Genomic DNA, 6,411 nt, shown 5'->3' with positions numbered 1-6,411 from the left:
CCCGACCGAAGCTGAAAGCGAAGACGGGCTTAATTAAAATAATTCAAAATTTTTATAAAATTAAATATGTTTTATGTATACCTTATTCGATCAATAAAATGGCCAGATATTGTCTATGCTGGATACTCGACAGACTTTGAACAAAGACTTGAAACTCATAATTCTGGAGGCTCTTTGCACACAGCAAAGTATAGACCTTGGCAGCTTGAAGTCTGTTTGTGTTTTAATGATGAAGCTAAGGCTAAATTGTTTGAGAAGTATTTAAAAACGCAATCTGGTCGAGCGCTTGCAAAGAAAAGATTTTTGTGATTACGATGCAAATGAATGGCAGGCACAATTTTAAAAAAACTTTCTTTTAATTAGTGATATTCGCACGAAACACTTAAGATCCAGCGGGTCTACTGAAAAAGAATCAAATAATAACTATTAATCTCAAATTATGTTCCTAGTCCATGTTGTTAAGATATAAATAGAGCTTAATGATAAAGGCGCTTTCAGTCTGAAAGTGGATGAGTATAAAAAAATTAAAGGCGTTGAAAAAGGTAATTTGCGTGATCACATGACCGATTTAGAATTAATCATTACTATGCTTGGCGAAGCAACAACTACTCAGATAAGCGAGCAACAAGATTCTAAGGGAATGCCCAAGCTGCGAAGAGATGCAAAATCAGGTGGCGCTGTTGCAGGCAGAACGCGTAAAGACATAGAGCTGCAAATTGGTAAAAAAGTAGTTTCGAATGAAAATTTTTTATCTTGTAAAAGAGAAAAGACAAAAAAGATTGAAAGTGATTTGAAATGAAAAAATATTTAGTTGTTGTTGAATGTGCCATTGAGCTTGATGGAAAGTTTTTAGTCATTAAACTTCCCGAGGGTAAGCAAGCAGCAGGTTTGTTGTCCTTTCCTGGTGGTAAATTTGATGAACAAGATGAAATTAATGGATGGGATGTTTTGCGATTAGCTGTCAAAAGAGAAATTTTTGAAGAGGTTGGATTAGTGCTACTAGATCCTGTACAGTATGTATCGAGTAGTTTTTCTGTTGATAGCGGCAAGAACCCAGTCATATATTCAACTTTTTATTGCAATCTTAATAAAACTATTGCCAATGTTGTTGCTTCACCACGTAAAGTGCCTGAATATTTCTGGATGACCCCTGCAGAAATTAATTCAGCTACAAATTCTCCTGTATGGCTGAAAAAATATGTTGAGTTAATTCTTGAGCATAAAAAGTTGTACAGTTTGAATGAGCGATAACCTAAAGTAATTTCGGAGAATTAGGCCTCTTATTCAGGAGAATAAAATGAAATTATTATATCAACACTGTGATAAGTCTGCTCGATATGAATTAGTGTCAACTGATTCAAGATTTATTGGGCATTCCCTCTTTTCAGGGCAAAGAGAAAAATTAGATTTATTGATAAGGAAACTGCAAAACTGGAGATCTTCTCCCGTTAAACTTGAAACATTAGAAAAACATATATGGTTGTGGGAAAATATTTCTGATTATGGTGAAAGTGATATGATTCTTGAGCTTTATATTCCTCTAGATGATTATAAACGTGCGAGAAAAATATGGCTTCAGGCAATTAAGCTTAAATCCCCTTATTTGGTTTTATCTAAAGGTTTTTTTGGATCAATTGAATTGAGTATGAAATTTGATATGTCGCAAAAGGATTTAGTAGAAATTGATTCTTTCAATCAGTATAACAGCAGGAATCAAAATGCTTCTGAGATGGGTATGATAATATTAATGGCATGTGTCATGTGTGCTTTATGGTATAAATACTCTGCTTAAAAAAGTAAAAAGTATCTTTTATCTAAGATTGTTTTGTTCGGCGAGTAATAACTGTTTGATTGAAAACATCAAGCTGACATTATCGATAAAGTTGCAAAGATAGACCGATAGGGTACACCATACTTCGCGTTGCAAGCACACTTTTCAAATGACTTTCTTTTAATTAGCGCTATTCGCACGAAACACTTAAGATCCAGCGGGTCTACTGAAAAAGAATCAAATAATAACTATTAATCTCAAATTATGTTCCTAGTCCATGTTGTTAAGATATAAATAGAGCTTAATGATAATGGTTTTTTGGGATAAATTATGGGATCTGGTGAATTAACAAAAATAGCAATTTTTCAAGGTCAAAACATTCGACGAGTATTTGCAGAAGATCAGTGGTGGTTTTCGGTTATCGATGTCATTGCGTTTTTAACAGATAGCACAAAGCCTCGTGAATATTGGTTGAAGATGAAAACAAGAGAAAAAAATGGCTCTGGCGTTGAGCTCTCGACAGTTTATCGACAACTGAAACTTCAGGCATCTGATTGGAAAAAATACGCAACTGACTGTTCACATACTGAAGGGATGTTTCGTATCATCCAATCAATTCCATCTCCCAAAGCAGAACCATTTAAACATTGGCTTGCAAAGATAGGTAAAGAGCGAATTAATAAGATTGAAAATCCTGAACTTGGCATTGATCGCATTAAAAGTTTGTATGAAAAAAAGGCTATGAAAAAGCTTGGATACTCAACTGACTTTGTAACACCAATGATTTTCTTTGGTGATGAGTTGTTATGAAGGTAGACCTATCATTGAGCTATGTCCTTGATATGCCAACCGGAATAAGTATTGCAATGTTCACATTTTGTCTGAAATCGTTCATGAAAAATAAGTAAAAAATTTTGAATTTTGGTTAAATCTCCATCTGAGATTAAAGATCTAATTTTGCGTAAAGCTTTATATTTTTTATTGTATGCGCAATGCACCATCGTTGTGTATATGTTAATAGGACATGCACAGCCTTGACAATGTATGAAGGTGTATAATTGTTCATGTGGAGTGGATTTTGAAACTTTTGAGTCACGCGCAAGAGATACAAGTTCTTTGATCATCGTGTACCAAAATACAGGATTTGTGGGCCACTGAGTCATTGGTTGTAGCTTGCGAGGGGTAGATATGTTAATTTGGCTAATGCTTAAACCAAGCAACATGATAATGCTAAACATTTTTTTCAAGCTGGATTTCCTTTTTTTGTTTTAGCATTTGACCATCCTATATATTCTTTACAGACATGACATTTTATTTCGCACTTGTTTAAAATTCCAACAATCCAGCTATCACTTTCTTTTTTAATTCCTTTCATTGCATATCGAGCTAAAAGCACAGGAAGAATTAACGTTTTAAACACGGTATAAATTTCGCAAGTTAGATAGCCTGCAACTTCTGATTTTGTCATTACATAAGAGCATTTATCACACTTTATAGACATTAAAGGTCCTTTGCAGAAAGTATGTAGATTGAGTAATTATTTTTGGTCAGCGACAATCTAACATGACAGTATCTTTATTGATACTTAGAATTGTTAATTTGGTTAAGGCAAATTACATAAATTACTTTACAAGCTCTTTACGATATCTTTTTGACAAACTCAGATTTTAAACCCACTTTCCCAAATCCATCAATTTTGCAATCAATATTATGATCTTCATCGACTAATCGTATGTTTTTTACTTTTGTACCAGCTTTTATCGTCGATGAACTACCTTTTACTTTAAGGTCTTTTATTAAGGCTACAGAGTCACCATCGTTCAAGATATTTCCATTCGCATCTTTAATAATCTTTTTATTTTCAGCAATTTCACTTTCTGCGTCTTGGTTCCACTCATGAGCACATTCTGGACAAGTCAAAATCCCATTATTTTCATAAGTATACTCTGAACTACATTTTGGACATTTTGGTAGATTAATCATTGTTTGATTTCTCCTCATAATTATTGTTAAGTCTATTCTTTATAAATGGCAAAAATATATGATTTTAATGGTATCATCATTAGAATTGATATTCTATCTTGTAAGCAAACTTTTATAACTTTAAGCATGCATTAATATTAAAATTTCTAAAAATAAATGTTTATACTGTTGATATAATTTTTGATAATGATTGGCAAAATAAATAGTCTAATTTTCAAGGTCAAAACAGAAAATTTACAAATGAGTAAAAATAATATCCAGGCCTATGGCCAACTTTATAGTGAGTATTATGATGCAACGGAAAAATATGCATCTGAAGAAGAGGTGGATTTTTTTAGTTCATTTATTGAGCATAATCCGGGCAGGGTTTTGGAAGCAATGTCAGGGTCGGGCAGATTGCAAATTCCTTTGATGCAGCGTGGATATGTGGTAGATGGTGCTGATAATTCGCATGATATGCTTGAGCGTTGTCGCCAACGATGTAAAGTTCTTGGGATTGAGCCTAAATTGTATGAGCAATCGCTTGAAAATCTTAAAATACCATATAAATACAGCACTGTTATCATAGCATTTGGTTCACTGCAACTTATAGCAGATGAGGTTATTGTTTTGCAGGCGCTTAAAAATCTTCATGACCATGTGCTTGATGGCGGTAATTTATTGATAGATATTTTTGTACCTGACGTAACAATTGATGAGTATTCAGTCTCAACTGCTAGGCTTGATGAACGAAACGTTATTCGAGTAACAAAGCGGCATGTCTTTAATGTAGAAAAAAAGTTAGCGAATACTTTTTGTTTGTATGAGTTGGTCGTTAATGGAATTGTCTTGCAGCAGGAAAATGCTTTAGTAGAAATAGTTTGGCGCTCTGATAATGAGTGGAAAGAGTTGCTAGAAAGCGCTGGCTTTAAAGTCATAAAAATCTATGATGAAACCTTTCAAAAATCTGAAATATCGCGTATTATTCACGCAATGGCGACTATTAAAAATTGAAAATTATTATTAACGCCTAATTGATTGATTGATTTACTTACAGCGAAAGGTATGAAATGTCGAAAGTATACTTGAGTTATTTTGTAGCAATAATTTTTTTGAGCACTGCTTTTTTAGCAAAATCTTCAAGCAATGAGGTTAAAGACCGGCCTGTTAAGTTTATATCTCTTGATGATATGAAAAAGTCTTTTCTTTGGGCCAATAGTTATTATTTTCTTGAAAAAACAAAAATTGAAAAGATTATTGATGATAAAATAACTGCAAGAGAAGTTGAAATCAGATTAGACTTTTATCTTGAGGATTATACAAATTATTTAAAAACAAGCAGTATGAAGCCTTATGAAAAAGTCATCATGAAAAATATGATGGAAGCTAAAAAGCATGACATGCTTAAAATCCTTTTAAAAGATGATCCTGAGGCTCTTGCCTTTGTGGATTTTAATATTCAACTTTCAGAATTATCTAAAGATTTAGAAAAAATTAAAATTAAATTTAATTTAAAGTAAAGAAGTAGTCAAAAATGATTTTTGAAATGACTAAAAATAAACAGTTTTTAATATTGCTCGTAATAATTATTTCTTTAAAGCCAGTTCGCTTATTTGCAAATAGCATTGAAGAAACTCAGACAATGAATGCATCATATATGAAAGGGCTCTCAGAAAATTATTATTTTGAACAAAATATATCAATTGATAATGATCAAAGTTCCGTAGATTTTTTTAAGACCATTAAAACAGTCGTTATTCTTTGTCCATATATCACAACAGGTGGCCCGGAAAGCTTGTGTCAAATTGCCCAAGAGCTTAAAAAAGAAGGTTTTGATGTATATATGTTATGGATGCGTACGGGAAGCTTGATTCATAAAAAAAATATTAATGGGGTTTGGTATCTTTCTGTTTCTGATATAGGGACTGCGCCGTTAGTTTATCAAAACGATTATAATATTTTTAATTTAAATAAAGACGTCGCCTTAGACTCGTCAACGCTTATGGTGGTTCCTGAAATTTGGTGTGATTGTTTAACCTTTTTTGACGGTGCAAAAAAAATGATTGCCTGGCTGTCTATTCAAAATATTCATGCAATTGATAAATCTAGAACTGTTCGCAAGCTTATTGATAAAAAACTTTTATATGTGATGGACTGTCTTCATATTTGTAATGCTCCTTGCGTTGAAACAGCCTTGAAGGATTGGGGAGCTAACCCATACCTTGTTCAGACTTATATTAATTTAAAATATGTAGAGGTTCAAAAAGAGGCAAAGGTCGAAAATACTATAGCTTATAGTCCATTAAAGGGTGCAGCACTAGGGAAGTCCTTTATCTCTAAATATCAAAATTATGATTATATAAGCTTAAAAGGCCTTGATATCTTGAAAATGATAAATTCTCTTGATAGGGCTCAAATCTATATAGATTTTGGACATTTTCCAGGAAGAGAGCGAGTTCCAAGAGAGGCTTTGCTGCGCGATTGCGTTATATTTATTCATAATGTTGGATGTGCGCGAGATTATGATTCCTTTCCCATATAGCCTAAATCATTAAGCATTGCTTTTTTCTCCAAAGAAATGACAAGCAGCTTCTATTATTTCCGATTTCATTGTTTCCATTATCTTTTTGATGCCATGTTTAACGCTAAACCAAAAATGTTCGATTGGATTAAAGTCT

General features: G+C 32.9%; 11 protein-coding genes. 8 read left to right on the top strand and 3 right to left on the bottom strand.

The window, feature by feature from the left end; all coding sequences use genetic code 11:
- The first annotated feature begins 66 nt into the window (after positions 1 to 66).
- From NTU89_00975 to NTU89_00955, 5 genes are all read left to right on the top strand, one after another.
- Positions 67 to 309, top strand: coding sequence for a GIY-YIG nuclease family protein (locus NTU89_00975; GenBank protein MCX5923118.1), 243 nt, complete (start codon positions 67 to 69; stop codon positions 307 to 309).
- A 196-nt stretch (positions 310 to 505) separates the two neighbouring features.
- Entirely contained in the window at positions 506 to 799 is a 294-nt protein-coding gene (locus tag NTU89_00970; GenBank protein MCX5923117.1) for a hypothetical protein, read from the top strand.
- Complete coding sequence (locus NTU89_00965) at positions 796 to 1,251, top strand: NUDIX domain-containing protein (protein MCX5923116.1); 456 nt, start codon at positions 796 to 798, stop codon at positions 1,249 to 1,251. The genes NTU89_00970 and NTU89_00965 overlap by 4 nt, the downstream gene beginning before the upstream one ends.
- A gap of 46 nt (positions 1,252 to 1,297) precedes the next feature.
- Entirely contained in the window at positions 1,298 to 1,792 is a 495-nt protein-coding gene (locus NTU89_00960) for a hypothetical protein (protein MCX5923115.1), read from the top strand.
- A 309-nt stretch (positions 1,793 to 2,101) separates the two neighbouring features.
- Positions 2,102 to 2,581 (top strand): Bro-N domain-containing protein, encoded by a 480-nt coding sequence (locus NTU89_00955; GenBank protein ID MCX5923114.1) that lies wholly within the window; start codon positions 2,102 to 2,104, stop codon positions 2,579 to 2,581.
- A gap of 11 nt (positions 2,582 to 2,592) precedes the next feature.
- Here the strand turns inward: NTU89_00955 and NTU89_00950 are convergent, their stop codons facing one another.
- The 3 genes from NTU89_00950 to NTU89_00940 form a co-directional block, all read right to left on the bottom strand.
- Positions 2,593 to 3,018 (bottom strand): hypothetical protein, encoded by a 426-nt coding sequence (locus tag NTU89_00950; GenBank protein ID MCX5923113.1) that lies wholly within the window; start codon positions 3,016 to 3,018, stop codon positions 2,593 to 2,595.
- Complete coding sequence (locus tag NTU89_00945; GenBank protein MCX5923112.1) at positions 3,015 to 3,272, bottom strand: hypothetical protein; 258 nt, start codon at positions 3,270 to 3,272, stop codon at positions 3,015 to 3,017. The genes NTU89_00950 and NTU89_00945 overlap by 4 nt, the downstream gene beginning before the upstream one ends.
- A gap of 137 nt (positions 3,273 to 3,409) precedes the next feature.
- Positions 3,410 to 3,754, bottom strand: coding sequence for a zinc ribbon domain-containing protein YjdM (locus NTU89_00940; GenBank protein MCX5923111.1), 345 nt, complete (start codon positions 3,752 to 3,754; stop codon positions 3,410 to 3,412).
- A 240-nt stretch (positions 3,755 to 3,994) separates the two neighbouring features.
- Here NTU89_00940 and NTU89_00935 point away from each other — a divergent pair, with 240 nt between their 5' ends.
- Genes NTU89_00935 through NTU89_00925 form a run of 3 tightly spaced genes read left to right on the top strand, consistent with a single transcriptional unit; the run spans position 3,995 to position 6,275 of the window.
- Entirely contained in the window at positions 3,995 to 4,747 is a 753-nt protein-coding gene (locus tag NTU89_00935; GenBank protein ID MCX5923110.1) for a class I SAM-dependent methyltransferase, read from the top strand.
- A 56-nt stretch (positions 4,748 to 4,803) separates the two neighbouring features.
- Positions 4,804 to 5,253 carry a hypothetical protein gene (locus NTU89_00930; GenBank protein ID MCX5923109.1) on the top strand — a complete coding sequence of 150 codons (450 nt, stop codon included), beginning with the start codon at positions 4,804 to 4,806 and terminating at the stop codon, positions 5,251 to 5,253.
- A gap of 26 nt (positions 5,254 to 5,279) precedes the next feature.
- The gene (locus NTU89_00925; GenBank protein ID MCX5923108.1) at positions 5,280 to 6,275 is read left to right on the top strand and encodes a hypothetical protein; all 996 of its coding nucleotides are present in this window, start codon (positions 5,280 to 5,282) and stop codon (positions 6,273 to 6,275) included.
- The last annotated feature ends 136 nt before the right edge of the window (positions 6,276 to 6,411 follow it).

This window comes from Candidatus Dependentiae bacterium (assembly GCA_026389065.1).
Taxonomy (GTDB): Bacteria; Babelota; Babeliae; order Babelales; family Chromulinivoraceae; genus JACPFN01.
The sequence above is the reverse complement of the archived record's forward strand: the minus strand, read 5'-3'. Positions and strand labels throughout refer to the sequence as shown.